Annotated in this window: 23 protein-coding genes and 1 pseudogene; 11 read left to right on the top strand and 13 right to left on the bottom strand. The window is 70.7% G+C overall.

What is annotated here, in order from left to right:
- Positions 1-38 precede the first annotated feature (38 nt).
- The 3 genes from INQ48_30765 to INQ48_30755 form a co-directional block, all read right to left on the bottom strand.
- Positions 39-1,046 carry a MerR family transcriptional regulator gene (locus INQ48_30765; GenBank protein QRF57608.1) on the bottom strand — a complete coding sequence of 336 codons (1,008 nt, stop codon included), beginning with the start codon at positions 1,044-1,046 and terminating at the stop codon, positions 39-41.
- Between the two features lie 17 nt (positions 1,047-1,063).
- Positions 1,064-1,384: a hypothetical protein gene (locus INQ48_30760; GenBank protein ID QRF57607.1), complete on the bottom strand. Its 321-nt coding sequence runs from the start codon at positions 1,382-1,384 to the stop codon at positions 1,064-1,066.
- Between the two features lie 111 nt (positions 1,385-1,495).
- Positions 1,496-1,666, bottom strand: a complete 171-nt coding sequence (locus tag INQ48_30755) for a hypothetical protein (protein ID QRF57606.1) — start codon at positions 1,664-1,666, stop codon at positions 1,496-1,498.
- Positions 1,667-1,725: 59 nt separating this feature from the next.
- On the opposite strand from INQ48_30755, the gene INQ48_30750 reads away from it, so the two are divergent.
- Positions 1,726-3,201 carry a polysaccharide biosynthesis C-terminal domain-containing protein gene (locus tag INQ48_30750; protein ID QRF57605.1) on the top strand — a complete coding sequence of 492 codons (1,476 nt, stop codon included), beginning with the start codon at positions 1,726-1,728 and terminating at the stop codon, positions 3,199-3,201.
- Here INQ48_30750 and dbpA read toward each other — a convergent pair.
- The 3 genes from dbpA to INQ48_30735 all read right to left on the bottom strand — a co-directional run bounded on the left by dbpA (position 3,176) and on the right by INQ48_30735 (position 6,655).
- A complete protein-coding gene (gene dbpA / locus INQ48_30745) occupies positions 3,176-4,582 on the bottom strand; it encodes an ATP-dependent RNA helicase DbpA (GenBank protein QRF57604.1) in 1,407 nt (468 codons plus the stop codon). The genes INQ48_30750 and dbpA overlap by 26 nt on opposite strands.
- A 137-nt stretch (positions 4,583-4,719) precedes the next feature.
- A complete protein-coding gene (infA, locus tag INQ48_30740) occupies positions 4,720-4,995 on the bottom strand; it encodes a translation initiation factor IF-1 (protein ID QRF57603.1) in 276 nt (91 codons plus the stop codon).
- Between the two features lie 415 nt (positions 4,996-5,410).
- A complete protein-coding gene (locus INQ48_30735; protein QRF57602.1) occupies positions 5,411-6,655 on the bottom strand; it encodes an MFS transporter in 1,245 nt (414 codons plus the stop codon).
- Positions 6,656-6,737: 82 nt separating this feature from the next.
- Here INQ48_30735 and INQ48_30730 point away from each other — a divergent pair.
- Both INQ48_30730 and INQ48_30725 read left to right on the top strand, forming a co-directional pair.
- Positions 6,738-8,232, top strand: a pseudogene (locus INQ48_30730) (PLP-dependent aminotransferase family protein).
- A 113-nt stretch (positions 8,233-8,345) separates the two neighbouring features.
- A complete protein-coding gene (locus tag INQ48_30725) occupies positions 8,346-9,437 on the top strand; it encodes a catalase family protein (GenBank protein ID QRF57601.1) in 1,092 nt (363 codons plus the stop codon).
- A 9-nt stretch (positions 9,438-9,446) separates the two neighbouring features.
- Here the strand turns inward: INQ48_30725 and INQ48_30720 are convergent, their stop codons facing one another.
- A complete protein-coding gene (locus tag INQ48_30720) occupies positions 9,447-10,502 on the bottom strand; it encodes a sugar phosphate isomerase/epimerase (protein ID QRF57600.1) in 1,056 nt (351 codons plus the stop codon).
- 106 nt (positions 10,503-10,608) lie between these two features.
- Between INQ48_30720 and INQ48_30715 the strand changes: the two genes are divergently transcribed.
- Entirely contained in the window at positions 10,609-11,502 is an 894-nt protein-coding gene (locus INQ48_30715; protein QRF57599.1) for a gamma-glutamyl-gamma-aminobutyrate hydrolase family protein, read from the top strand.
- A gap of 13 nt (positions 11,503-11,515) precedes the next feature.
- Here INQ48_30715 and INQ48_30710 read toward each other — a convergent pair whose 3' ends face one another.
- Positions 11,516-11,695, bottom strand: coding sequence for a hypothetical protein (locus tag INQ48_30710; protein ID QRF57598.1), 180 nt, complete (start codon positions 11,693-11,695; stop codon positions 11,516-11,518).
- Between the two features lie 227 nt (positions 11,696-11,922).
- On the opposite strand from INQ48_30710, the gene INQ48_30705 reads away from it, so the two are divergent.
- Positions 11,923-12,786, top strand: a complete 864-nt coding sequence (locus INQ48_30705; protein QRF57597.1) for an oxidoreductase — start codon at positions 11,923-11,925, stop codon at positions 12,784-12,786.
- 12 nt (positions 12,787-12,798) lie between these two features.
- On the opposite strand, the gene INQ48_30700 is transcribed toward INQ48_30705, so the two are convergent.
- Both INQ48_30700 and INQ48_30695 read right to left on the bottom strand, forming a co-directional pair.
- Positions 12,799-13,785: a tripartite tricarboxylate transporter substrate binding protein gene (locus INQ48_30700; GenBank protein QRF57596.1), complete on the bottom strand. Its 987-nt coding sequence runs from the start codon at positions 13,783-13,785 to the stop codon at positions 12,799-12,801.
- Positions 13,786-13,788: 3 nt separating this feature from the next.
- Positions 13,789-16,740 carry a DNA topoisomerase III gene (locus INQ48_30695; protein QRF57595.1) on the bottom strand — a complete coding sequence of 984 codons (2,952 nt, stop codon included), beginning with the start codon at positions 16,738-16,740 and terminating at the stop codon, positions 13,789-13,791.
- Between the two features lie 140 nt (positions 16,741-16,880).
- Here INQ48_30695 and INQ48_30690 point away from each other — a divergent pair, with 140 nt between their 5' ends.
- The 3 genes from INQ48_30690 to INQ48_30680 are packed head-to-tail and all read left to right on the top strand — an operon-like array spanning position 16,881 to position 18,624.
- Positions 16,881-17,573, top strand: a complete 693-nt coding sequence (locus INQ48_30690) for an SET domain-containing protein-lysine N-methyltransferase (GenBank protein QRF57594.1) — start codon at positions 16,881-16,883, stop codon at positions 17,571-17,573.
- Positions 17,574-17,575: 2 nt separating this feature from the next.
- Positions 17,576-18,400 carry a biotin--[acetyl-CoA-carboxylase] ligase gene (locus INQ48_30685; GenBank protein ID QRF57593.1) on the top strand — a complete coding sequence of 275 codons (825 nt, stop codon included), beginning with the start codon at positions 17,576-17,578 and terminating at the stop codon, positions 18,398-18,400.
- 14 nt (positions 18,401-18,414) lie between these two features.
- Positions 18,415-18,624 carry a sporulation protein gene (locus INQ48_30680; protein QRF57592.1) on the top strand — a complete coding sequence of 70 codons (210 nt, stop codon included), beginning with the start codon at positions 18,415-18,417 and terminating at the stop codon, positions 18,622-18,624.
- A gap of 9 nt (positions 18,625-18,633) precedes the next feature.
- On the opposite strand, the gene INQ48_30675 is transcribed toward INQ48_30680, so the two are convergent.
- From INQ48_30675 to INQ48_30665, 3 genes are all read right to left on the bottom strand, one after another.
- A complete protein-coding gene (locus INQ48_30675; protein ID QRF57591.1) occupies positions 18,634-20,073 on the bottom strand; it encodes a sensor histidine kinase N-terminal domain-containing protein in 1,440 nt (479 codons plus the stop codon).
- A gap of 37 nt (positions 20,074-20,110) precedes the next feature.
- Positions 20,111-20,782, bottom strand: coding sequence for a response regulator transcription factor (locus INQ48_30670; protein ID QRF57590.1), 672 nt, complete (start codon positions 20,780-20,782; stop codon positions 20,111-20,113).
- Positions 20,783-20,849: 67 nt separating this feature from the next.
- Complete coding sequence (locus INQ48_30665; GenBank protein ID QRF57589.1) at positions 20,850-21,335, bottom strand: winged helix-turn-helix transcriptional regulator; 486 nt, start codon at positions 21,333-21,335, stop codon at positions 20,850-20,852.
- Between the two features lie 146 nt (positions 21,336-21,481).
- Between INQ48_30665 and recA the strand changes: the two genes are divergently transcribed.
- The 3 genes from recA (at position 21,482) to INQ48_30650 (ending at position 23,486) form a co-directional block, all read left to right on the top strand.
- On the top strand, positions 21,482-22,543 hold the full coding sequence (gene recA / locus INQ48_30660; GenBank protein QRF57588.1) for a recombinase RecA: 1,062 nt from the start codon (positions 21,482-21,484) through the stop codon (positions 22,541-22,543).
- 66 nt (positions 22,544-22,609) lie between these two features.
- Positions 22,610-23,065: a recombination regulator RecX gene (gene recX, locus INQ48_30655; GenBank protein ID QRF57587.1), complete on the top strand. Its 456-nt coding sequence runs from the start codon at positions 22,610-22,612 to the stop codon at positions 23,063-23,065.
- Entirely contained in the window at positions 23,052-23,486 is a 435-nt protein-coding gene (locus INQ48_30650; GenBank protein QRF57586.1) for an SRPBCC family protein, read from the top strand. Before recX ends, INQ48_30650 begins: the two co-directional genes overlap by 14 nt.
- Position 23,487 lies beyond the last annotated feature (1 nt).

Below are 23,487 nucleotides of genomic sequence, written 5' to 3'. Positions count from 1 at the left end.
CACGCAACGTCAGGGTCAAGCGGGGACGAGCGGGTTTTTCAGGTCGCGCGCAGCGTCGCCATGGCGCGCAGCAGCAGCTCGCGCACCGGCGGCGCGGTCACCGCCGCGGCCTGCAGCACGGGCTCGGTGGCCATGGCCTGCATCAGCCGGGCCGCGATGCCCGGGTCGTGGTCGCAGAAGGCATCGAACAGCGCGGCCCATTCGCGCGCGATCGCCTGCACGGCCGGGTCGCCGGGCGCCGCGCCCCGGGCCTGCAGGGCCTCGAGTTCGCCCGAGAGCCGGCGCCAGGCCGCGTCGGGCGGCGTGCCCAGGCGCGCGAAGTCCTCGGCGTCGAGGTGGCGCAGCAGCGCGGCCATGCGCAGACCGATGGCCTGTTCGATGTAGCCGATCAGCGCGGCCGAGGGGCCGTCGTCGCGCCGCGCCACCGGCTCGCTGCGGTACATCTCGCCCCAGCGCTCGATCAGGTCGTAGTTGCCGTCCATCCACTGGCCCATCAGCGTCATCCAGCGCGCGGCCAGCGGCTGCAGCTCGAGCGCATCGGCCGGCACGCCGCGCGCCATGCGCTCGCTCAGCTCGGCGATCAGCGGCGGCCACTGGTCGGCCACCGCCTTCCAGTTCGCCATCAGCGCGCGGATCTCCTCGGGGCTGAAGTAGCGGCCGTAGGTGCTCATCTGCTCGAGCGTCGCGAGCCAGTCGCCGGTGTCGGGCCGGCCGCCCTCGGCCAGCCGCTGTTCGAGCAGCGCGAGCCGCTCGCGCAGCGTGGTGGCCTGCGCGATCTGCCGGTCGAGCGCGGCGATCTGGCGTTCGACGATCGCGGGCAGCGATTCGCCGCCCGCGCCCAGCAGCCCGCCGATCTCGGCCAGCGGCAGCCCGAGCAGCCGCAGCGCCTGGATCGCGTGCAGCCGCGCGATGTCGTCGGGGCCGTAGAGCCGGTAGCCCGCCTCCGAGCGCGCCGAGGGCGCGAGCAGGCCGATCGCGTCGTAGTGGTGGAGCGTGCGCACCGTGAGCCCGGTGCGCCGCGCGAGTTCGCCGACCTGGAGCAGCATGGCGGCGCCGCCGGGGTTCAGTCTTCGGACGGCACCGGTTCGGGCCCGGGCCAGCCCAGCAGCTCGGCCAGCCGCTGCACCACCCAGTCGGCCTCGGCCGGCTGCAGGCCCGCCTCGGGCACGGCCAGGCCGGCACGGATGCGCGTCAGGATCTCGCTTTCGACCGGCACCTCGGTGTGGTGCTGGATCTGCGCATGGCCCACCAGGTGGCTGGCCAGGTCCTCGCAGATCTCGTAGCGCTCGCGCACCACGCCGATGGGTTCGCGCAGCCGCTGCCGCGCGTCGGTGTAGACGGCGAAGAACGAGGGCGGGATCAGGATCTGGTTGTCGTCGGACATCGAAGCCTCATAGCCGCGGCAGGGGCCCCATCAACGACGAAACGCGCCCGCGGGCGCGTTTGTCGGGGTTTCGCGCCACCGGCCCGGCGGGCCGTGGCGGCGAAGGCCGGATCAGCCGCCCTTCTTGGCGCGCTTGCCGGGGTTCTTCTTGCTGCGCGTCGCGGTGCCGCGCTCGAGGCTGACCTTCTGGCCGCCACCGTTGCGCGGCAGGGTGAAGCCGGGCAGGGGCACGGGCTTCGGGCTGGCGAGACGGTCGGCTTCGGTACGGATTTTCTTGGGCATGGAAAGCTCGGGTAAAAGTGAAGTTCGAAGGCGTAATTAGGCCACAGCGAGGATTTTGCATGCCAGAAAGCGCGATGGGGGGAGACATGGCCCGGCCGAGGTTCGTCACGGGCTCGCTGCTGCGGCATGTCTGCGTGATGGCGGGCACCGGCGCCATCGGCCTGATCGCGGTGTTCGCGGTCGACCTGATCAACCTGTTCTACATCTCGCTGCTCGGCGAGAAAGCCATCGCCGCGGCCGTGGGTTTCGCGGGCGTGGTCGGCTTCTTCCACACCTCGCTGTGCATCGGGCTGATGATCGGCATCGCGGCCGTGGTCTCGCGCACCGTGGGCGCGGGCCGCGCGCACGACGCGCGCCGCATCGCCACCGCGAGCCTGGTGCTGATGGCGGCGATCTCGCTGGTGGCGGGCAGCGGCACCGCCTTCTTCCTCGGCCCGGCCCTGCATGCGCTGGGTGCCGAGGGCGAGACCGCGCGCTTCGCGCAGCGCTACCTCGCGATCACCGTGCACACGATGCCGCTGCTCGGGCTGGGCATGGCCTGCTCGGCGCTGCTGCGCGCGGTCGGCGATGCGCGGCGCGCGATGATGGTCACGCTGGTCGGCGCCTTCGTCACCGCGGTGCTCGACCCGATCCTGATCTTCGGCTTCGGCATGGGGCTCGACGGCGCGGCCGTGAGCGCCGTGTTCTCGCGGCTGGCGCTGGCCGCGGTCGGGCTGCACGGCGTGGCGGTGCGGCACCGCATGCTGGGCCGCTTCGAGCCGAAGCAGCTGGGCGCCGATGCCCGCGCGATGGCCGCGGTGGCCGGGCCGGCGGTGCTCACCAATCTCGCGACGCCGGTGAGCGCCGCCTTCGTCACCCACAGCATCGCGCAGTTCGGGCCCGCGGCCGTGGCCGGCGCCGCCACCATCGACCGCGTGAGCCCGGTGGCCTTCGGGCTGGTCTATGCGCTGAGCGGCGCGGTCGGGCCGATCCTGGCGCAGAACCTCGGCGCCGGGCAGTACCGGCGCGTGCGCCAGGGGCTGCGCGACAGCCTGCTGGTCATGGGCGTGTCGGTGGCGGTGGCCTGGGCGGTGCTGGCGCTGGGGCAGGACGTCCTGATCCGCGCCTTCTCGGCCGACGGCGTCTCGGCCGAGCTGATCGCGCTGTTCTGCAGCTGGCTGGCGGCCAGCTTCTTCTTCGCGGGCGGCCTGTTCGTGGCCAATGCCTCGTTCAACAACCTCGGCCATCCGCTGCTGTCGACGGTCTTCAACTGGGGCCGCGCGACGGTGGGCACGGTGCCCTTCGTCTGGTGGGGCGCGCAGTACGGCGCGGCGGGCGTGCTGATCGGGCAGGCGGTGGGCGCCTCGATCTTCGGCGTGCTCGCGGTGACGGTGGCGTTCCGGCTCGCGAACCGGCTGGCGCTGCGCGAGGACATCGCGCCGGCGCCGCCCGAAGACGCGGTGCCGGTGCTCGACGCACCGGTCGCGCCGACCTCGGCCGCCGGCGGCGCGGCGGCGCTCGCGGGCGACCTCAGAGATCCAGCAGCCGGACCTTGACGCTCTTGCCCTTGATGCGGCCGTCGTTGAGCTTGCGCGCCGCCTCGGCGGCGATGCCGCGATCGACCGCGACGTAGGTCGAGTACTCGTTAACGTTGATCTTGCCGACCTGCTCCTTCGCATAGCCGCAGTCGCCGGTCAGCGCGCCCAGCACGTCGCCGGCGCGGATCTTCTCCTTGCGCCCGCCCACGATCTGCAGCGTGGCCATCGCCGGCGCGAGCGGCGCGCCCTTGCCGGGCGTGAGCTCGGCCAGTTCGTGCCATTCGGACTCGCGGCCCTGCAGCTGCTCGATCTTCCCGACGAAACCCATCTCGTCCATGCTCGCGAGGTTCAGCGCCAGGCCCTCGGCGCCGCCCTGTTGGCCGACGCGGCCGGTGCGGCCGATGCGATGCACGTGCACCTCGGCATCGGGCGTCACGTCGACGTTGATCACCGCCTCGAGCTGCGCGATGTCCAGCCCGCGCGCCGCCACGTCGGTGGCCACCAGCACCGAGCAGCTGCGGTTGGCGAACTGCACCAGCACCTGGTCGCGCTCGCGCTGCTCGAGCTCGCCGAACAGCGCGAGCGCGCTGAAGCCCTGCGCCTTGAGCACCTCGACCAGGTCGCGGCACTGCTGCTTGGTGTTGCAGAAGGCCAGCGTGCTGGCCGGGCGGAAGTGGTCGAGCAGCCGGCTCACGGTGTGCAGCCGCTCGCCGTCCTTGACCTGGTACCAGCGCTGGCGGATCGCGCTGCCCGTGTGCTGGGCCTGCACCGCGATCTGCTGCGGGTCCTTCATGAACTGCTGCGCGAGCTTGGCGATGCCCTCGGGATAGGTGGCCGAGAACAGCAGCGTCTGGCGCTCCTTCGGGCACTGGCGCGCCACGGTCACGATGTCGTCGAAGAAGCCCATGTCGAGCATGCGGTCGGCCTCGTCGAGCACCAGCGTGTTGAGCGCGTCGAGCACGAGGTTCTCGCGCTCGAGGTGGTCCATGATCCGCCCCGGCGTGCCCACCACCACGTGGGCGCCGTGCTCCAGGCTCGCGGTCTGCCCGCGCAGCGCGACGCCGCCGCACAGCGTGACCACCTTGATGTTCTCTTCCGCGCGCGCCAGCCGGCGGATCTCGGTCGTGACCTGGTCGGCCAGTTCGCGCGTGGGGCACAGCACCATCGCCTGCACCGCGAAGCGGCGCGGATTGAGGTTGGCCAGCAGCGCCAGCGCGAAGGCGGCGGTCTTGCCGCTGCCGGTCTTGGCCTGGGCGATCAGGTCCTTGCCGAGCAGCGCGACCGGCAGGCTCGCGGCCTGGATCGGCGTCATGCGCGCATAGCCGAGCAGCGCGAGGTTGGCCAGCATCTGCGGTGCGAGCGGCAGGGTGGCGAAATCGTCGGGAGAGGTGGTGGTCATGGCGTGGCCGCCAGCAGGCCCGGCGGAAGCTTGGAGGAGAGTCGGAGGAGCAAAAAATCAGGGCCTTGCAGCCCGCCGCCAGGGCGACAGTGCTGCAAGGCCCTCGGGGGCTGCGACGGTCGGCGCTTGCCGGTCGTTCAGCGGCGCTGGGCGCCGTTGTTGCCGCCGGGACCCGACGGCGGAGGACCGCGGCGTTCCAGGTGGCGGAACGTGATGCGGCCCTTGGTCAGGTCGTAGGGCGAGAGTTCCAGCGACACCTTGTCGCCCGCCAGGATGCGGATGTGGTGCTTGCGCATCTTGCCGCCGCTGTAGGCGATCAGCTGGTGACCGTTGTCGAGCGTGACGCGGTAGCGCGAATCGGGCAGGACTTCGGTCACTGCGCCGTTCATTTCGATCAGTTCTTCCTTCGGCATGCTTTACCTCGAATCTTCGTTGTCTGTTGGATATGAATGAAATCCGTCGTGTTTGGTTTCAGGCGCGACGGCCGGCCGACACACACGGCGCAGCGGGGACGCGCTCTGCTCGCTTCAACATGAACGAAGACCGTGGTGGCAATCATGGGCGCCGGAACTGGCGCTCCAACACACGGCAAGAACCGGCGTGCCTGGCGGGGGAGGTGCGGAACCCGGGGATTTCAAATCGGGTTCAGGGGGCCTCGGTGCCAATCGGCCAACCGGTGGGGTGACGAGAAAAGACTTCGTCGTAGTATCGAAACGAACCCGGCATTGTAACCGGACTGGCATGACTGTTGCTCAGGTTTCGGCCGGGACTGGCGCGAACGCGCGACAAATCGATCGATATTGCTATCAAAAGGGTAGCTGAAAGCCCTCAGGCTGCCGCGGGCTCCCCGACCCGCGCGACCGTGCCGCCGCCGCGTCGGCGGCCATGGGCCAGCAGCAGCACGCCGGCCAGCTGGCAGGCCGCGCCCACCCAGCCGACGGTGCTCACGCCGAACCACGCGATCGCCACGCCGCCGAACAGCGAGCCGGCCGCGATCCCGAGGTAGATCGCCGAGGCGTTGAGCGACAGTGTCATCGGCGCGCGCTCGGGCGCCAGCCGGATCAGCCGCACCGCCTGCGCCGGCCCGAAGCCCCAGCCCGCGAAACCCCACAGCGCCGCCAGGCCCACCACGACCGGCAGCGCCAGGCCGCCCGGCAGCGCCTGGGCCGCGAGCGACAACCCGCCGAGGACCGCCACCAGCAGCAGCGCGAAGCCGCGTGCCACCCGGTCGGCGCCGAAGCGGTCGGTGGCCCAGCCGCCGCCCGCGGTGCCGAGCGCCGCCGCCACGCCGATGGCGACGAAGACCGCGCCGATGCCTTCGGGGCCGATGCCCACCGTGCGCGAGAGGAACAGCGCGATGTAGGTGTAGAAGCTGAAGCCGCCCGTGGTCCAGAGCACGCTGACGCCGAGCCCGGCCAGCACGCCCGGCGCGCGCAGCACGGCGAAGGCCGCGCCGCCCGATGCGGCGGGCGCCGCCACCCCGAGCCGGCGCGGCAGCCCGGCCGCGATGCCCAGGGTCGCGACCAGGCCCAGCGCGGCGATCAGCAGGTAGGCCGTGCGCCAGCCGCCCCAGCCCGCGATCCAGGCGCCCAGCGGCACGCCGAGCGCCACCGCCAGCGTGCCGCCGCCGGTCACGATCGCCAGCGCCCGGCCGCGCAAGGCGGGCGACACCAGCGAAGCCGCCACCGCGCTCGCGGTCGGCACGAACACGCCCGCCACCAGGCCCAGCGCGAGACGCGCCAGCGCGAGCTGGCCGAAGCCCTGCGCCATCGATGCCAGCAGCGTCAGGCCGCTGAAGGCCGCGAGGCTCGCGACCAGCAGCGGCCGGCGGCCGAAGCGCGCGCAGGCCGCGGCCATCAGCGGCGAGCCGATCGCATAGCTGAGCGCGAACAGCAGCACGAGCTGGCCCGCGTGCGTGGGGCTGATCCGCAGGTCGGCCGCGAGCACGGGCAGCAGGCCCGCGACGATGAAGCTCTCGGTGCCGATCGCGAAGGCGCCGAGCGCGAGCCAGGCGAGGCTCGGCGGCAGGCGCTCGGGCGCGGCGGAAGAAGAGGGGACGGGGTCGTGGTGCATGGCGTTTCTCCATCGAGCATTCGATGGGGTCCAGCGTAGGCTTGCGATTGGTTCCTAAAAAGAACCACAATCCACCAATTCCATGGAGCCACTTTTCGAGCTGTCCCTGCAGCTGCCCGCGGCCGGCTCGCGCGAACTGCTGCGCGAGCTGCACCGGCAGCTGCACGCCGCCATCCTCGACGGCCGGCTGCGGCCCGGCGCCCGCCTGCCGGCCACGCGCGCGCTCGCGCAGCGCCTGGGCGTGTCGCGCAACACCATGCTGGCGGCCTACGACCTGCTGCTCAGCGAGGGTTATCTGGTCGCCCGCCCCGGGGCCGGCACCTACGTGGCCGACACCCTGCCGGCCTCGCGCCGCTGCCGGTCGCCGCGCACCGCCGCGCCCATCGAGGCCGCCGCGCCGCGCCGCGATCCACGTCTGGTCCCGCCGCGCGTGCCCGGCGCCGACCTGCCGCCCACGCTGCAGCAGCGCCCGGCGCGCGACGATTTCCGCGGGCGGCCTGCCCGATGCGAGCGCGCTGCCCTTCGACATCTGGCGCCGGTTGTCCGACCGCGCGCTGCGCCGCATCGCGCGCGGCGGCGGCGAGGCCGCGCAGTACGCCGACCCGCGCGGCCAGCCGGCGCTGCGCGAGGCGATCGCGCGCCACGTGTCCTTCACGCGCGCGGTCGGTTGCAGTGCCGACGACATCGTCGTCACCGCCGGCGCGCAGCAGGCCTTCGGGCTGCTCGCGCGCATCCTCGTCGTGCCGGGGCGCACGGTGGTGGCGGTCGAGCAGCTGTCCTATCCCTCGCTGCGCGAGGCCCTGGCGGCCGCGGGCGCGAAGGTGGTGCCCGTGCCCACCGACGCCGAGGGCCTGTGCGTCGACCGGTTGCCGGCCGAGGCGCGCGTGATCTGCGTGACGCCCTCGCACCAGTTCCCCACCGGCGTGGCCATGTCGACGCCGCGGCGCGCCGCGCTGCTGGCCTTCGCGCGCGAGCGCCAAGCGGTGGTGATCGAGGACGACTACGACAGCGAATTCCGCTTCGCCGGCCGCCCACTCGACGCGCTGCAGACGCTGGACCGTGCCGACTCGGTCTGCTACGTGGGCACCTTCTCGAAGAGCCTCTTTCCCGCGCTGCGCCTGGGCTTCGTGGTGGCGCCGCCGTGGGCGCGCGCGGCGCTGGTGCGCATGCGCGAGCTGGCCGACTGGCACAGCCCGGTGCTGGGCCAGGACGCGCTGGCCGACTTCATCGCCGAGGGCCATCTGGCGCGCCACATCCGCAGGATGCGCAAGGTCTACGGCGAGCGCCGCCGCGCGCTGCTCGAGGCGCTGGTGCGCCATGGCGCGGACCTGTTCGAGGCCATTCCCTCGCAGGCCGGCCTGCACCTGTCGGCCTGGCTGCATGCGCCGCTGCGCGCCGAGGCGCTGGCGCGGCGCGCGGCCGAGGCCGGCATCGCGCTGGCGCCGCTGTCGCGCTATGCCTTCGACCCGCGCGTGGCCGACGCGCCCGAGGGCCTGGCCTTCGGCTACGGGCTGATCGAGGCCGCGCGCATCGACGACGCGATCCGGCGCGTGGCGCAACTCGCGCGCGCCGGCTGACGCGGCCCGCCGTGCAGGCGGTCGAGCGCAGCCACGGGAGCCGACGGCCTACATCGCGCGCCGGTCGCACCGCGCTCAATGGTTCGGCCCAGGATGCCCAAGGAGCCCCGACCATGAACCAAACCGCTACGCCCACGCCAACGCTCGCCCCCGTGCGCTTCGACCCCGCCGTGGAGACCGAGCGCGAGGACGAGGCCCAGACCCAGATCGAACTGGTCGCCACCTTGCGCGACATGGCGCAGACCGTGGCCGAGCATGCCGGCCACGCCATGCGCGCCGTGCACGCCAAGAGCCATGGCCTGCTGCAGGCCGAACTCGTCGTGCCCGAGGGCCTGCCGCCCGCCTACGCACAGGGCCTGTTCGCCACGCCGGGTCGCCATCGCGCGGCGATGCGGCTGTCGACGCCGCCGGCCGAGGTGCTCGACGACCGCATCTCGCTGCCGCGCGGCATGGCGCTCAAGGTGTTCGACGTCGAGGGCGAGCGCGTCGAGGGCTCCGAGGACCAGACCACGCAGGACTTCCTGTTCGTCGACGGCCCGGTGTTCGTCGCGCCCGATGCGCGCGGCTTCCTGCGCAGCCTCAAGCTGCTCGCGGCCACCACCGACCGCGCGCCCACCGGCAAGCTGCTGCTGTCGGGCGTATTGCAGAGCATCGAGAAGCTGATCGAGGTGGCGGGCGGCTCGAGCCCGAAGCTGGTCGCGCTGGGCGCGCATCCGCTGACCCATCCGCTGGGCGCCACCTTCTTCACCCAGGTGCCGATCCGCTTCGGCGATCACATCGCCAAGCTGCAGCTCGCGCCGGTGTCCGAGGCGCTGGTCGCGCTCGAGAAGGCGGAACTGCACCTGGACGGCAAGCCCGACGGCACGCGCGAGGCGGTGATGGACTTCCTGCGAGATCACGGCGGCGAGTGGGAACTGCGGGCCCAGCTGTGCGTCGACCTCGAGCGCATGCCGGTCGAGAACGCCTCGGTCGAATGGCCGCAGGAACTCAGTCCCTACGTGACGATCGCGCGCGTGCTGGCGCCGCCGCAGGCGGGCTGGAGCGCGGAGCTGTCGCGCGAGATGGACGACGGCATGGCTTTCAGTCCCTGGCATGCGCTCGCGGCGCACCGGCCGCTGGGCGGCGTGATGCGTGCGCGCAAGGCGGCCTATGCGGCCTCGTCGGAATTTCGCGGTGAGCGCAACGGCTGCCCGTTGCACCGCTGAGCGGCGGCCTCAGTCGAGCCCGAGCACGCGCCGGTTGGCGGCCACGTCCACACCGCCGGCCGCGAAGTCGTCGAAGGCCCGGTCGGCCACGCGGATGATGTGGTCGGCGATGAACTTCGCGCCCTCGCGCGCGCCGTCCTCGGGATGCTTGATGCAGCACTCCCACTCGAGCACCGCCCAGCCCGGGAAGTCGTACTGCGCCATCTTCGAGAAGATGGCCTTGAAGTCGACCTGCCCGTCACCCAGCGAGCGGAAGCGCCCGGCGCGGTCGATCCATTTCTGGAAGCCGCCGTACACGCCCTGCTTGCCGGTCGGATTGAACTCGGCGTCCTTCACGTGAAAGATCTTGATGCGCTCGTGGAAGTGGTCGATGTAGGCCAGGTAGTCGAGCTGCTGCAGCACGAAGTGGCTCGGGTCGTAGAGCAGGCAGGCGCGCGGATGGTTGTTCACGCGCTCGAGGAACATCTCGTAGCTCACGCCGTCGTGCAGGTCCTCGCCCGGATGGATCTCGTAGCCCACGTCCACGCCCACCGCGTCGAAGGCATCGAGGATCGGGCGCCAGCGCCGTGCGAGCTCGTCGAAGGCTTCCTCGATCAGTCCCGGCGGGCGCGGCGGCCACGAGTACAGGTAGGGCCAGGCCAGCGCGCCCGAGAAGGTCGCGTGCGCCGTGAGGCCGAGGTTGGCCGAGGCCTTCGCCGCGTAGTGCAGCTGCTGCACCGCCCATTGCTGGCGCGCCGACGGATTGCCGCGCACCTCGGGCGCCGCGAAGCCGTCGAAGCCCGCGTCGTAGGCCGGGTGCACCGCGACGAGTTGACCCTGCAGATGGGTCGATAGCTCGGTGATCGACAGGCCGTGCGCGGCCAGCGTGCCCTGGATCTCCTCGCAGTAGGTCCTGCTCTCGGCGGCCTTCTTCAGGTCGATCAGACGCGCGTCCCAGCTCGGGATCTGCACGCCCTTGTAGCCCAGGCCCGCGGCCCAGCCCGCGATCGCGTCGAGCGAGTTGAAGGGCGCGGTATCGCCCGCGAACTGGGCCAGGAAGATGGCGGGCCCCTTGATCGTCTGCATGCGGTGTCTCCTTGTGGGCCCGACAGGATACTTCGCGGGTTCGGCTGACACACGACCGAAGTTCGGTGGGCGCAGAATGAATTTCGCTCACAGGGAACCCATCGAGATGCCCCAGCCCGTCTCCGCCCGACTCAAGATCGGTTTGTCCGCCTGCTTCTCGCACGCCGATCCGGCGCGCTCGCTGTTCACCAACAAGACCCTGCAGTACGTCGAGCAGTCGATCGCCCACTGGCTGATGTCGGCCGGCGCGATGGTGGTGATGGTGCCCTGCCCCACGGGCGAGACCGCGCGCGGCGACACCAAGCTGTCGCACTACGCCGAGTGGCTCGACGGCGTGGTGATGCACGGCGGGGCCGACGTCTGGCCCGGCAGCTACGGCGAGGTGCCGCTGAAGGACGCCTGGATCGGCGACCGCCTGCGCGACCTCTACGACCTCGCGCTGGTCGAGGCCTTCGAGCAGGCCGGCAAGCCGATCTTCGGCGTGTGCCGCGGGCTGCAGCTCATCAACGTGGCCTTCGGCGGCACGCTCTACCAGGACATCGAGGAGCAGCACGGCCATCCCGAGACGCTGCGCCACCGCGACCCGGTGACCTACGACCAGAACTTCCACCAGATCGGCATCGTGCCCGGCACGCGGCTCGCGAAGCTCTATCCCGAGGTGCAGACCGCGCGCGTCAACAGCATCCATCACCAGGGCGTGAAGGACCTCGCGCCGGGTTTCGAGGTCGAGGCCTGGAGCCTGCCCGACCGGGTGGCCGAGGCGATCCGCCGCCGGCCCGAGCGCGGCCGCAGCTACATCGCGGCCACGCAGTGGCATCCCGAATTCCACAAGTACGGCAGCACCGAGACCGTGGACGACACGCCGATCCTGCACGACTTCCTGTGGGCCTGCGCCACCGCCAAGGTGGCGCCGAAGACCACGCTGCGCGGCGCGCCCGGCAAGATCCGCGACCGCGCGGCGCGCGTGCTGCAGCAGGCGCTGCTGCGGCGTCGCCGCTGAGCGCCGCGCCGGTTCAGCGGCGCTCGGACTTGGTCGAGTAGCCGCTGACGCCGGCGTCGATGGTGCCGAACACCGTCACGCCGCTGCCCGACGACGCGGTGCCGCCGGCATCGGCGGTGCGCGAGGACGAGGCACAGCCCGCGAGCGAGAAGCCCATGGCGAGGGCGAAGGCGGTGGCAATCAATGACTTCATGGAATCTGTCCCAGGGGTGGATCGAACGACTATAGGCCGCGCATCATGGCGCGCATGTAACAAGACCCCGCGCGCGGGGTCTTGTCGTTGGTGCCGCGGCGGCAAGCCGGGTTCCCGCCGCGCGCGATCTTGAAGAAAAACTGCAAGCCGCTTCGCTCGCCGGGCGGCTTATCAAAGGCGCAAGCCGGGCGCACATTCAGGGCACACAACACCCAGAGAACACCGCCATGACATCCGCTCCCGCTTCTTCTTCACCGCAGCGCACCTGGTTCATCACCGGCGTGAGCACCGGCTTCGGCCGCGCGCTCGCGCAGGAGGCGCTGGCCGCCGGCCACCGCGTGATCGGCACCCTGCGCGATGAGACCGCGCGCGCCGCCTTCGACGCGCTGCAACCCGGCCGCTCCTTCGGCCGCCTGCTCGACGTGACGCGCCACGACGAGGTCGAGCGCGTGGTGGCCGAGGTCGAGGCCGGCATCGGCGCCATCGACGTGCTGGTCAACAACGCCGGCTACGGCCACGAAGGCACGCTCGAGGAATCCTCGCTCGACGAGGTGCGCCGGCAGTTCGAGGTCAACGTGTTCGGCGCGGTGGCCGTCGCCCGGGCCGTGCTGCCCTTCATGCGCGCGCGCCGCCGCGGCCACATCCTCAACATCACCTCGATGGGCGGCATCGTCACCTTCCCGGGGCTCGGCATCTACCACGGCAGCAAGTTCGCGCTCGAGGGCCTCTCCGAGGCGCTCGGCAAGGAAGTGGCGGGCTTCGGCATCCATGTCACGGCAGTGGAGCCTGGCGGCTTTCGCACCGACTGGGCCGGCCGCTCGATGGTGCGCGCGCCGCAGACCATCGCCGACTATGAACCCGTGCTGGGCCCGGTGCGCGCGGCGCGGCTGGCGCGCAGCGGCAAGCAGGCGGGCGATCCGGTGAAGGCCGCGCGCGCCATGCTGCGCATCGTCGAGGCGCCGAAGCCGCCCGCGCACCTGCTGCTGGGCAGCGACGCGGTGAAGGCGGTGCACGAGAAGCTGGCCGCGCTGCAGGCGGAGCTGCGCGCGTGGGAGTCGCTGTCGCTGTCGACCGACTTCACGCCGGCCTGATCGCGCCGCAGCCTATTCGGGCTTCGCGCCCGAGGCCTTGACGGCCGCGCCCCAGAGTCCGATCTCGCTCGCGACGAAGCGGTCGAACTCGGGCCCGGTCGTGGGCGCCGGCTCCGAGCCGCGCTCGCGCATGAAGCGCGCCATCTGCTCGCTCTTGAGGATCTCGGTCACTTCGCGGTTCAGGCGTGCCAGCACCTCGGGTGGCGTGCCGCGCGGCGCCATCAGGCCGAGCCAGCCCACGGCCTCGAAGTCGCGCGTGCCGGCCACGCCGCTCTCGCGCACGGTGGGCACATCGGGCAGCTGCGAGGAGCGCGTGGCCGAGGTCACGGCCAGCGGGATCGCCTTGCCGGCCTTGATGTGCGGCAGCGCGGCGGTCACCGAATCGATCATCAGCGGCACCTGGTTGCCGAGGAAGTCGGCCTGCGCGGGCCCGCTGCCCCGGTACGGAATGTGCGTGATGAACACATGCGCCGCCGACTTGTACATCTCGCCCGACAGATGCTGCGTGCCGCCGATGCCGGCGCTCGCGTAGCTGAGCCGGCCGGGCTCGGCCTTGGCGCGCGCCGTGAGTTCGCCCAGCGTGCGGATGCCGCTCTCGGGCGTGGCGAGGAACACCAGCGGCACCTTCGCGATCAGCGAGATGCCCACGAGGTCGCGGCGCGGGTCGAAGCCGGGCTTGGCGTAGAGCGTCTGGTTGACCGCCATCGCGCTGCCGGCCACCACCAGCGTGTACCCGTCGGGCGCGGAACGCACCACGAACTCGGTGCCGATGTTGCTGCCGGCGCCGGCCTTGTTGTCGACGATCACCGGCTGGCCCAGCCGGCGGCCGAGCTGCTCGGCGAGCGCGCGCGCGAAGATGTCGGTGGCCTGCCCGGGCGGGAAGGGCACCACCAGCTTGACGGGCTTGTCGGGCCAGTCGGCGGCCTGGGCCGGGACCCAGGCGGACAGCAGTGCCAGCGCGAGGCCGGCGGCCGTGCCTGCGAAGCGTCTGCGCCGCATGACTCAGAGCGCCGTGAGGTGCTTGCCCACGATGCCGGCGAGTTCGAACATCGTCACCTGGTCCTTGCCGAACACCGGCTTGAGCTTGGCGTCGGCATTGATCGAGCGCTTGTCCTTCGCATCCTGCAGGCCGTTGGCCTTGATGTAGTCCCAGAGCTTCTTGACCACCTCGGTGCGCGCCACCGGCTCGTTGCCGATCACCGCGGCGAGCGCGTCGCTGGGCTTGAGGCCGGCGCCGGTCTTGCGCGGCGCCTTCTTCTCGGCCGGAGCCTTCTTGGCCGCGGGCGCCTTCTTCGCCGCCACCTTCTTGGCGGCCGCGGTCTTGCCGGCCGGCGCGGCCTTGCCGAAGGTCTTGCGCGGCGGGAATTTGCTGCCGCCCTCGCGTGGCGCGAACTCGAAGGTCACCTTGCCTTCTTCCGCATTCCAGGTCAGGAAGGCCTTGAAGGCGCGGCGCGTGCGCATCGAGACGAACTTGTCGAGCAGGTCGGTCTTGCCGGTGGCCAGCAGCTTCTCCATCTGCGCGCGCTCCACCGGCTGCTGCAGGATGATCTTGCCGGTCTTGAAGGTGCAGCTCGGCGTGGGCTGGGCCTGGGTCGGCACCGACTTCTCGCAGACGTAGTTGCTGCCGTGCTCGAACACCGGCGCGCCGCAGATCGGGCAGGGGCCGACCGTGTCCTGCTCGCTGAAGTCGATGATCTCGCCGCTGTCCTCGTTCTTGTCGTCGCCGAAGTCGAACTCCAGCTTCCAGTTCTTCGCCTCCTCGTCGTACTTGAGGATGATCTCGGAGGTGAAGGGCCAGCCGGCCTTGGAGCGGAAGCCCTCGAGCGGGCCGATGTGCTTGTCGCGCAGGAGCGCCTCGGCCTCGGCGACCTCGAAGGTGCGCCCGGCCGGCGACTTGCCGAACGAGAAGCCGCAGGCGTCCTCGCCGGTGCCGCTCTTGCCGGTGCAGCCGTAGCGGCGGTAGTTCTCCTTCACCACGCCGCCGCAGTTGGGGCAGGGCGTGGCCAGGGTCGTGTAGTCGCCGGGCACGGTGTCGCGGTCGTACTCCTTGGCCTTCTTGACGATGTGCTCGGTCATCGCCGCGATCTCGCGCATGAAGGCGTCGCGGCTCAGCGACCCCTTCTCCATCTGCGCGAGCTTGTATTCCCATTCGCCGGTGAGCTCGGCCTTGGAGAGTTCCTCCACGCCGAGGCCGCGCAGCAGCGTCATGAGCTGGAAGGCCTTGGCGGTCGGGATCAGCTCGCGACCCTCGCGCAGCATGTACTTCTCGGCGATCAGGCCTTCGATGGTGGCCGCGCGCGTGGCTGGCGTGCCCAGGCCCTTCTCCTGCATGGCCTCGCGCAGTTCCTCGTCGTCGATGGTCTTGCCCGCGCCTTCCATGGCGCCGAGCAGCGTGGCTTCGGAGTAGCGCGCCGGCGGGCGCGTCTTCAGGCCCTTGGTGTCGACCGTCTCGGCCAGCACCATCTCGCCGGGCTTCACCGGCACCAGGTTCTTGCCGTCCTTCTCGTCGTCGTCGCTGACGGCTTCCTTGCCGTAGATCGCGAGCCAGCCCGGCTTGACCAGCACCTTACCGTCGGAGCGGAAGGCGTAGTTCTTGCCAGCTTGCGCCACCGTGCTGACGCGGGTCGTGACCTGGTATTCGGCGCTCGGGAAGAACACCGACAGGAAGCGGCGCACCACGAAGTCGTACAGGCGCTGCTCGGCTTCCGACAGGCCGCTGGGCGCCTGCAGGGTCGGGATGATCGCGAAGTGATCCGACACCTTCGCGTTGTCGAAGATGCGCTTGCTCGGCTTCACGTAGTTCTGGTCGATCGCCTGCTGCGCGAACGGCGCGAGGTGGCGCATGCCGCTGGTGGCGAGCATGCCCATGGTCTGCTTGACCACCGGCAGGTAGTCCTCGGGCAGGGCGCGCGAGTCGGTCCGCGGGTAGGTCAGTGCCTTGTGACGTTCGTACAGGCTCTGGGCCAGCGCCAGCGTGGTCTTGGCCGAGAAGCCGAAGCGGCTGTTGGCCTCGCGCTGCAGCGAGGTCAGGTCGAACAGCTGGGGCGAGGCCTGGGTGGTGGGCTTGCTTTCTTCCGTGACGCTGGCGGGCTTGCCGCGCGCGGCCTGCGCGATGGCGAGCGCGTCGCGCTCGTTCCAGATCCGGTCGGCGCGTTGCTCGGGGTCGGGCTCGCCGCTGGGCAGCAGCGGGGCGCTGGCCTTTTTCCAGGCCGGGTCGAACCACTTGCCCGGATAGTGGCCGGCTTCGGCCAGGAAGCTGGCGTGCACTTCCCAGTAGTCGCGCGAGACGAACTTGCGGATCTGCTCCTCGCGCTCGACCACCACCGACAGCGTGGGCGTCTGCACCCGGCCCACGGTGGTGAGGAAGAAGCCGCCGTCGCGCGAGTTGAAGGCCGTCATCGCGCGCGTGCCGTTGATGCCCACGAGCCAGTCGGCCTCGGAGCGCGAGCGCGCGGCATCGGCCAGGCCCTGCATCTGCTTCTCGGTGCGCAGCGAGTCGAAGCCGTCGCGGATCGCCTGCGGCGTCATCGACTGCAGCCACAACCGGCGCACCGGCTTGTTCAGGCCCGTCTTGCCGCCGGCGTACTGCTCGATCAGGCGGAAGATCAGTTCGCCCTCGCGGCCCGCGTCGCAGGCGTTCACGAGCTGGGTCACGTCCTTGCGCTTGGCCTGCTTGACCACCGCGTTGAGGCGGGTCTTGGTCTTGTCCACCGGCTTGAGGTCGAAGTGCGGCGGGATCACCGGCAGGTTGGCGAAGCTCCACTTGCCGCGCTTGACGTCGAACTCCTCGGGCGCCTGGATTTCCACCAGGTGGCCGACGGCACTGGTCACGACGTACTGGTCGTTCTCGAAGTGCTCGTCGTGCTTGTCGAACTTGCCGGCCACCGGCGTGAGCGCACGCACGATGTCCTGCGCCACCGACGGTTTTTCTGCAATAACCAATGTCTTCGTCATCTGTGCTCTCTCAACTGTTTCGCCAAGCCGGCTCGCGGGCCATGCGCGCAGTGCCATGGGCTCTCTCTATACTCGGCGGCTTCTCGCGTGCGCACACGCGCACGCGCATGTGTGCATATTCAAACTAACAGACTTCGGCGATGCCTTCCAAATCCCCACTTTCCAACGCCCGCCGAATCCAGACGCGGCGTTCCTCCGTTCACGGGAACGGCGTGTTCGCGGTGCAGGACCTGGCCGAAGGTGAGCGGATCATCGAATACAAGGGCGAGATCATCACGTGGAAGGAGGCGCTGCGCCGCCATCCGCACGATCCGGCCCAGCCGAATCACACTTTCTACTTCCATATCGACGACGGGCGCGTGATCGACGGCAACGTCGACGGCAATGCGGCCCGCTGGATCAATCACTCGTGCGAGCCGAACTGCGAGGCCGACGAGGTCGATGGGCGCGTTTATATCAAGGCGCTGCGCAACATCGCGGCCGGCGAGGAACTCAACTACGACTACGGCCTGATCATCGACGAGCCGTACACCGAGAAGCTGCTGTCCGAGTTCCCGTGCTACTGCGGCTCCGAGCAATGCCGCGGCACGCTGCTCACGCCGAAGGACGACGAGGAAGAGGACAAGAAGAAAAAGAAGAAGGCGAAGAAGAAGGAAGCGAAGAAGGCCGAGAAGAAAAAGGCCGACAAGAAGGCCGACAAGAAGTCCGAGAAGAAATCCGGGAAGAAGTCGGAAAAGAAAGCGGACAAGAAGGACGGCAAAAAGAAGGACAAGCCGAAGAAGGCCGAGGCTGCCGCCGAAACCGCTCCCGCGGCCGGCAACGGCGGGCTCTGAACATGGCCGCCGGCGGCAGCGCCCTGCAGTGGCACGAGGAGCGGATCGCCGCGGCGCTCGCCCCTCTGCTGCCGGGCTTCGCTGCCGAGGTGGTCGGCGAGATCGATTCCACCAACACCGAACTCATGCGGCGCGCGCGCGCCGGGCGGACCGAGCCCGTGCTGCTCGTGGCCGAGCGCCAGACCGCGGGCCGCGGCCGACTCGGCCGGCCCTGGCAGAGCGCGCAGCAGCCCGGCGACGATGTCGCGCCGTCGCTGACCTTCTCGCTGGGCCTGCCGCTCGCGCCGGCCGACTGGTCGGGGCTCTCGCTCGCGGTCGGCGTCAGCCTGGCCGAGAACCTCGACCCAACGGGCGCGGCGAAGCTCGGGCTCAAGTGGCCCAACGACCTCTGGGTCGACGAGCGCAAGCTCGTGGGCATCCTGATCGAGACCGCGCTGCCGCATGGCGGTGGTGCATCGTCGCCGCGCTACGTGGTCATCGGCATCGGCGTGAACATCGGCGCGCGCGATGCCGAGGGCATGCGCACGCCACCCGCCTGGGTGCGCCAATGGCGCCCCGACGCCACCTCGCCCGCGGTGCTGGCCGAGCTGATCCCGCCGCTGGTGCGCGACGTGCTCGCGTTCGGCGCGCGCGGCTTCGCGCCGTTCGCCGAGCGCTTCGCTGCGCGCGACGTGCTGCGCGGGCGCGAGGTGGTGCTCAGCGACGGCCGCTCGGGCCTGTGCGAGGGCGTCTCGTGGACCGGCGAGCTGCAGGTGCGCACGGCCGAGGGCCTGCAGGCCATCGTCAGCGACGAGGTCAGCGTGCGGCCGCGCGGCATGGCCCTCTGAAACCGGACGCCGCGATGCCGCTGCGCCTGGTCGTGATCGCCCTGCTGGTCCTCAACGGCGGCTACTGGCTGTGGTCGCGCGGCGACCTCGCGGGCTTCGGCCTCGTGCCGGCGGGGCTCGACGAGCGCGATCCGCAGCGCCTCGCGCGGCAGATCCATCCCGAGTACCTGCAGATCCGCGCCGAACCGCCGAAGGCCGGCGCCTCGAGTCCCGGCGCGCGATAGATCGACGGTTCAGGCCGGCGCGCTCTCGAAGCGCACCGTGAAGCGCGCACCCGGCGGCTGTCGCTCGGGATGCGCGTCCTCGAGCGTCACCTGCGCATGGTGCTGGTTCGCGATCTCGCGCACGATCGGCAGGCCCAGGCCCGAGCCGTCGGCCTCGTTGCCCAGCACGCGGTAGAAGGGCTCGAACACGAGCTCGCGGTCGGCCTCCGAAATGCCCGGCCCGTTGTCCTCCACCTGCAGCAGCAGCACACGGCCGAAGGGATCGGCCAGCACCCGCGCGGTGATCACGCCGGTGCGTTCGGGCCGCGAGGGCGTGTAGTTGATCGCGTTGTCGACCAGGTTGCGCACCAGCTCCTTGAGCAGCGTCGGGTTGCCCTCGAGCACCACGCCGCGCGAGCCGGGATCGAGGCCGTCGTAGCCGAGGTCGATGCGCTTCTCGATCGCGCGCGGCACCGCCTCGCGCACCACCTCGATCGTGAGCCGCGCCAGGTCGCAGGGCTGGCGATGGGCGCCGGCGCTGTTGCCCTCGGCGCGCGCCAGCGACAGCAGCTGGTTCACCGTGTGGGTGGCGCGCACGCTGGCGCGGCCGATCTGCTTGAGCGACTGCTTGAGCTCGTCGGCGTTGGCGTTCTCGCGCTGCGCCAGGTCGGCCTGCATGCGCAGGCCCGCGAGCGGCGTCTTGAGCTGGTGCGCCGCGTCGGCCAGGAAGCGCTTCTGCGTGTCGATCGAATCGTTGAGCTTGTCGAGCAGTTCGTTGACCGACGACACCAGCGGCACCACCTCGAGCGGCACCGAGGACTCGTCGAGCGGGCTCAGGTCGCCGGGGCGGCGCTCGCGGATGCGCGCCTCCACCACCGACAGCGGCTTGATGCCGCGCACCAGCGCCAGCCAGATCAGCAGCACCGCGAGCGGCAGGATCGCGAACTGCGGCAGCAGCACGCCCTTGATGATGTCGGCCGCCAGCAGCGACTGCTTCTGGCGCGTCTCGGCCACCTGCAGCAGCGCGGGCGGCGCATCGGGCGCGTCGCCGGCCAGCCAGACCCAGGCCACGCGCACCGACTTGCCGTTCATCTCGCCGTCGCGCAGCTGGACCTGGCCGAGGGCCGGCGGTTCGTCGAGGCTGGGATGCGGCACGTCGTGCTCGCCGCTGAGCAGCGCGCCGTGGCTGTCGAGCAGCTGGTAGTACACGCGATCGGTGTCGTCGCCGCGCAGGATCTCGCGCGTCGGCTGCGGCAGCACGAAGCGCGGGCTGTCCTTCTGCAGCGAGACCGTGCGCGCCAGCGTCTCGATGTTGTGCGTGAGCACGCGGTCGAAGGAGGCGCTCGCGATGCCCTGGGCCACCAGCCAGGTCACGCCGATGCTGACCGGCACCAGCAACAGCAGCGGCGTGAGCATCCAGTCGAGGATCTCGCCGAACAGGGAGCGCTGCGCGCGCTGGAAGAGTTTCATCGGACCGGACCCGCCGCGCCCGGCGGTCGCGCGCGCGTCACTGAATCTTTTCGAGGCAGTAGCCGAGCCCGCGCACGGTGGCGATGCGCACCGGGCCCTTCTCGATCTTCTTGCGCAGGCGGTGGATGTAGACCTCGATCGCGTTGAGGCTGACTTCCTCGCCCCATTCGCACAGGCGCTCCACCAGCTGGTCCTTGCTGACCAGTCGGCCCGCGCGCTGCAGCAGCACCTCGAGCAGGCCCAGTTCGCGCGCCGACAGCTCGACCATCTTGCCGTCGAGCGTGGCGACGCGGCCGGCCTGGTCGTAGATCAGCGGGCCGTGCCGGATCGCGTTGCTGGTGGTGCCCATGCCGCGGCGCGTGAGGGCGCGCACGCGCGCCTCGAGCTCCTGCAGGCTGAAGGGCTTGGCCATGTAGTCGTCGGCGCCGTTGTCCAGGCCCTTGACGCGCTCCTCCACGCTGTCGGCCGCGGTCAGCACCAGCACCGGCAGCTGCGAGCCGCGCGCGCGCAGCCGCTTGAGGATCTCGATGCCGTGCAGGCTGGGCAGGCCGAGGTCGAGGATCAGCAGGTCGAACTCGCTGTGCGTCATGAGCGCGGTGTCGGCCTCGGAGCCGTTGGCCACGTGATCGACGGCGGCCCCCGAGGTACGCAGGCTGCGCAGCAGTGCATCGGCCAGCACCTTGTCGTCCTCGGCAATCAGTATCCGCATAGCCACCTCCAGCCCGGTTCGCGCCGTGGGCGGCGCCTTTGCACGTTGTCTCCGCTGGGGCTGGAGTCTAGCCCGCCGTATAGGCTTCCAGACCGATGGTTACCACGGTGGCGACCTCGTCTCCCACGCTGGCGCGGAACTCGCGCTCGGCCTGCGTCACCGCCTGGCGGAAGGCCTCGAGCCAGGCCAGGCCGTCGGCCGTGAACAGCACGCGCCGCGCGCGCGCATCGAGCGGATCGGGCCCGCGCGTGACCAGCCCCCAGGCCTCGCACTGGTCGACCAGCGCGCCCATGGCCTGCTTGGTCATGCCGGCGCGCTCGGCGAGCTCGGTCAGGCGCGAGCCCTCGCGCGCGAGGTGGCGCGTGATGTGGACGTGGGCCGCGCTCACCTGCGCGCGCGCCGCGAGGTTCGACAGCGCCAGCGGCACGTCGACGTCGTGCGCCATCAGCGCGAGCACGCGCTCGTCGAAGCGCCGCATCGCATGGCCGAGCAGCCGGCCCAGGTGGGTCTGGCGCCAGGCATCGGGATCGAGGGGAAAGGGGGTGTCGCTCACGGCGCCGAATGGTAAAGCAAACTGACCAAAAAATGGGTTCACTCGAATCCATCCGCCCCTACACTACTGTTCAAGCATCCAGGCTGTGGTTAAAAGCAGATGGATCCGACAGTACACAACCCGTTGATCTTCAAGGAGTTTTTCACATGGACGCAGTCGTCAAGGGCTCGAGCATCGCAGGCGCCAACACCGAAAAGGCCAAGGCCCTCCAGGCCGCGCTGGCCCAGATCGAGAAGCAGTTCGGCAAGGGCACGATCATGCGGCTCGGCGAAGGCGAGGCGCTCGAGGACATCCAGGTGGTCTCCACCGGCTCGCTGGGCCTCGACATCGCACTGGGCGTCGGCGGTCTGCCGCGCGGCCGGGTGGTCGAGATCTACGGTCCCGAATCCTCGGGCAAGACCACGCTCACGCTGCAGGTCATCGCCGCCATGCAGAAGCAGGCCGGCACCTGCGCCTTCGTCGACGCCGAACACGCGCTCGACGTGCAGTACGCCCAGAAGCTCGGCGTGAACCTGTCCGACCTGCTGATCAGCCAGCCCGACACCGGCGAGCAGGCGCTCGAGATCGTCGACTCGCTGGTGCGCTCGGGCGCTGTCGACCTGATCGTGGTCGACTCGGTCGCCGCGCTCACGCCCAAGGCCGAAATCGAAGGCGAGATGGGCGACTCGCTGCCCGGCCTGCAGGCCCGCCTGATGAGCCAGGCGCTGCGCAAGCTCACGGCCACGATCAAGAAGACCAACTGCATGGTCATCTTCATCAACCAGATCCGCATGAAGATCGGCGTGATGTTCGGCTCGCCCGAAACCACCACCGGCGGCAACGCGCTGAAGTTCTACGCTTCGGTGCGCCTGGACATCCGTCGCATCGGCACCATCAAGAAGGGCGACGAGGCCATCGGCAACGAAACCAAGGTCAAGGTGGTGAAGAACAAGGTCTCGCCCCCGTTCAAGACCGCCGAGTTCGACATCCTGTTCGGCGAGGGCATCAGCCGCGAGGGCGAGATCATCGACATGGGCGTGACCGCCAAGATCATCGACAAGTCGGGCGCCTGGTACGCCTACAACGGCGAGAAGATCGGCCAGGGCCGCGACAACGCGCGCGAGTTCCTGCGCGAGAACCCCGAGCTGTCGCGCGAGATCGAGAACAAGGTGCGCGAATCGCTGGGCATCCCGCTGCTGGCGGCGGACGCGACCGGCTCGGCCGAATAACCGGCCGATGCACGCGAGCGGGCGCCTGCGGTCGCCCCGTTTTCCTTTTCCGCTCCCGCATTTCCGATGGCATTCGATGCTCCCTCCCTCAAGGGCCGCGCGCTGCGCCTGCTGAGCCAGCGCGAGCATTCGCGCAGCGAACTCGAGCGCAAGCTGGCGCGCTATGAGGAAGAGCCGGGCACGCTCAAGGCCGCGCTCGACGAACTCGCGGCCAAGGACTTCATCAGCGAGGAGCGCGTGGTCGCCTCGGTGCTGCACCAGCGCGCGGGCCGGCTCGGCGCGGCGCGCGTGCGGCAGGAGCTGCAGGCCAAGGGCATCGGCGCCGAAGCGATCTCGCAGGCGGTGGCCGGGCTGCAGGGCAGCGAGCTCGAACGCGCGGCCGCGCTCTGGCGCCGCCGCTTCGACGCCCCGCCCGCCGATCCCAAGGAGCGCGCCCGCCAGGCCCGCTTCCTGATGGCGCGGGGCTTTTCGGCCGCGGTGGCGGCCAAGGTGCTGAGGAGCGACATCGATGAACTCGAATGAACTGTCCCGCGTGATCACGCAGCGCGTGGCCTGCGACTGGCGCGCGGCCCATGCGCTGGCGGCCGATCCCGCGCGGCTGCCCGAATGGGCCAGCGGCCTGGCCGATGGCGCGCTGGCGCGCGAGAGCGAGGGCGAGGGCGAGGGCGAGTGTTGGGTCGCGACCACGCCCGGCGGCCGCGCGGTGCTGCGCTTCGCGCCGCCCAACGAGTTCGGCGTGCTCGACCACTGGGTGGCGCCCGCGGGCGTGCCCGAGGTCTACATGCCGTTCCGCGTCATCGGCGTGGCGCCCGGTGTTTGCGAGCTGCAGCTCACGCTGCTGCGCCAGCCGCACATGGACGACGCGGCCTTCGCGCACGACGCCGAATGGATCGCGCGCGACCTGCGCGCGCTGCAGGCGCTGCTCGAGGCACCGGCCGGCTGAG

Source organism: Variovorax paradoxus, assembly GCA_016806145.1.
Taxonomy (GTDB): domain Bacteria; phylum Pseudomonadota; class Gammaproteobacteria; order Burkholderiales; family Burkholderiaceae_C; genus Variovorax.
The sequence above is the reverse complement of the archived record's forward strand: the minus strand, read 5'-3'. Positions and strand labels throughout refer to the sequence as shown.

Coding starts and splice junctions, on each gene's coding strand:
- recA (QRF57588.1), top strand. CDS start 21,482: ATGGACGCAGTCGTCAAGGGCTCGAGCATCGCAGGCGCCAACACCGAA.
- INQ48_30690 (QRF57594.1), top strand. CDS start 16,881: ATGCCTTCCAAATCCCCACTTTCCAACGCCCGCCGAATCCAGACGCGG.
- INQ48_30735 (QRF57602.1), bottom strand. CDS start 6,655: ATGCACCACGACCCCGTCCCCTCTTCTTCCGCCGCGCCCGAGCGCCTG.
- INQ48_30755 (QRF57606.1), bottom strand. CDS start 1,666: ATGCCCAAGAAAATCCGTACCGAAGCCGACCGTCTCGCCAGCCCGAAG.
- recX (QRF57587.1), top strand. CDS start 22,610: ATGGCATTCGATGCTCCCTCCCTCAAGGGCCGCGCGCTGCGCCTGCTG.
- INQ48_30675 (QRF57591.1), bottom strand. CDS start 20,073: ATGAAACTCTTCCAGCGCGCGCAGCGCTCCCTGTTCGGCGAGATCCTC.
- INQ48_30720 (QRF57600.1), bottom strand. CDS start 10,502: ATGCAGACGATCAAGGGGCCCGCCATCTTCCTGGCCCAGTTCGCGGGC.
- INQ48_30715 (QRF57599.1), top strand. CDS start 10,609: ATGCCCCAGCCCGTCTCCGCCCGACTCAAGATCGGTTTGTCCGCCTGC.
- INQ48_30680 (QRF57592.1), top strand. CDS start 18,415: ATGCCGCTGCGCCTGGTCGTGATCGCCCTGCTGGTCCTCAACGGCGGC.
- INQ48_30750 (QRF57605.1), top strand. CDS start 1,726: ATGCCAGAAAGCGCGATGGGGGGAGACATGGCCCGGCCGAGGTTCGTC.
- INQ48_30765 (QRF57608.1), bottom strand. CDS start 1,046: ATGCTGCTCCAGGTCGGCGAACTCGCGCGGCGCACCGGGCTCACGGTG.
- INQ48_30700 (QRF57596.1), bottom strand. CDS start 13,785: ATGCGGCGCAGACGCTTCGCAGGCACGGCCGCCGGCCTCGCGCTGGCA.
- INQ48_30760 (QRF57607.1), bottom strand. CDS start 1,384: ATGTCCGACGACAACCAGATCCTGATCCCGCCCTCGTTCTTCGCCGTC.
- dbpA (QRF57604.1), bottom strand. CDS start 4,582: ATGACCACCACCTCTCCCGACGATTTCGCCACCCTGCCGCTCGCACCG.
- INQ48_30705 (QRF57597.1), top strand. CDS start 11,923: ATGACATCCGCTCCCGCTTCTTCTTCACCGCAGCGCACCTGGTTCATC.
- INQ48_30710 (QRF57598.1), bottom strand. CDS start 11,695: ATGAAGTCATTGATTGCCACCGCCTTCGCCCTCGCCATGGGCTTCTCG.
- infA (QRF57603.1), bottom strand. CDS start 4,995: ATGCCGAAGGAAGAACTGATCGAAATGAACGGCGCAGTGACCGAAGTC.
- INQ48_30685 (QRF57593.1), top strand. CDS start 17,576: ATGGCCGCCGGCGGCAGCGCCCTGCAGTGGCACGAGGAGCGGATCGCC.
- INQ48_30725 (QRF57601.1), top strand. CDS start 8,346: ATGAACCAAACCGCTACGCCCACGCCAACGCTCGCCCCCGTGCGCTTC.
- INQ48_30670 (QRF57590.1), bottom strand. CDS start 20,782: ATGCGGATACTGATTGCCGAGGACGACAAGGTGCTGGCCGATGCACTG.
- INQ48_30695 (QRF57595.1), bottom strand. CDS start 16,740: ATGACGAAGACATTGGTTATTGCAGAAAAACCGTCGGTGGCGCAGGAC.
- INQ48_30650 (QRF57586.1), top strand. CDS start 23,052: ATGAACTCGAATGAACTGTCCCGCGTGATCACGCAGCGCGTGGCCTGC.